This is a genomic window from Kitasatospora nipponensis (assembly GCF_039528135.1).
GTDB lineage: Bacteria > Actinomycetota > Actinomycetes > Streptomycetales > Streptomycetaceae > Kitasatospora > Kitasatospora nipponensis.
Map to the genome: position 1 here is coordinate 1 of NZ_BAAALF010000905.1, position 596 is coordinate 596.

The following is a 596-nucleotide window of genomic DNA, read 5'->3' on the forward strand; positions in this document are numbered from 1 at the left end:
TCCCTCGCCTCGCACGACATCCACGACGAGCCCGTGACCTGGCAGCCTCCCACCGCCTTGCTGGCCGGTCTCTCCCTTCCCGGACCCGACCCGGCGCACATCGACTTGCCTCGCCTGCACCAGCTCGTCCGAGAACGTCAGCACCCCGTTCAGCACGCCGCCCAAGTCCTGGGCACGACTGTCGAGGCCATCCGGCAGCTCCTCGACGAACATCCAGCACCCCCACCCCCTATGACGAAGAACACCGCCAGAGCCACCGGCCACATCCGGCTCCAAGCCCGTCGGGAACTGCCGAAGGAGACCTTCACCCGCCTCTACCTCAGCGAACACCGCTCGTTGAAGCAGATCGCCACCCTCACCGGCTTCTCCCGCAGCGTCCTGACCGGCCTCGCCCGCGAATACGGCATCCCCCTCCGCAACGGCCCACAGGACTACAAGCGATGCGGTGACGTCGAACGCGACTGGCTCTTCGAGCAGTACGTCCACCACCGGCGGACCTTGCCCGACCTCGCCCGCGAGAAAGGCATGAGCACCGCGAACATGGCCAGGTGGGCCCGCAGCCACGAGATCCCGCTTCGGCCGCGCGGCGGGGGAAG

General features: G+C 68.3%; 1 protein-coding gene and 1 pseudogene. One reads left to right on the plus strand and one right to left on the minus strand.

Annotated elements, in window-relative coordinates:
• The coding region (locus ABD323_RS43975; RefSeq protein ID WP_344447608.1) for a hypothetical protein at positions 1-213 on the minus strand (213 nt) is incomplete at its 3' end.
• A gap of 18 nt (positions 214-231) precedes the next feature.
• Between ABD323_RS43975 and ABD323_RS43980 the strand changes: the two are divergent.
• Positions 232-596 (plus strand): annotated as a pseudogene (locus ABD323_RS43980) (TniQ family protein); the annotation flags it as partial.